General features: G+C 36.9%; 2 pseudogenes. Both read right to left on the reverse strand.

The annotated features are described in order from the left end of the window. Positions 1 to 363, reverse strand: a pseudogene (locus FC45_RS07470) (amino acid permease); the annotation flags it as partial. Then, positions 350 to 547, reverse strand: a pseudogene (locus FC45_RS07475) (amino acid permease); the annotation flags it as partial. The pseudogenes FC45_RS07470 and FC45_RS07475, both read right to left, overlap by 14 nt.

Below are 547 nucleotides of genomic sequence, written 5' to 3' on the forward strand. Positions count from 1 at the left end.
TGGCCACCAAAACTTCAAATACTCAGTTGCCGCAACAACTTCACTAATTCCAACAACAATATATTGAAAAACAGCAGCCCATTCAGCCATATTACCTGCTAAAGGATGCACATATTCAGTTGCATAGTCGGCAAAAGAACCTGTCCCTGGGTTAACATAAAGCATTTCACCTAATGCTCGCATAACAATATAAAGAATAAGCCCAACAAAAATATATGCTAAAAGTACAGAAGGACCTGTCCATTTAATAGTTGAAGTTGACCCCATAAAAAGTCCGACTCCAATTGCTCCACCAAGAGAAATCATTTCCATTTGGCCGGCAGTCATCGAGCGTTTTAACTTTGGTGCATTATTTTCTGCCATGAATATCTCCTCCTACTTTCAAACCATGTCTTGAAATATACACAATTGCAGCTACTATCATGACTAATAAGCCTGCAATAACAGAAACTCTCGTTTCATTGTTAATAAACATGAAGCCGACAATGACTAATAACATTACAAATGCAAAATAATTTGAAAATGGATATAGTGGCAACTTAAATGG

The organism is Lactobacillus jensenii DSM 20557 (assembly GCF_001436455.1).
Lineage (GTDB): Bacteria > Bacillota > Bacilli > Lactobacillales > Lactobacillaceae > Lactobacillus > Lactobacillus jensenii.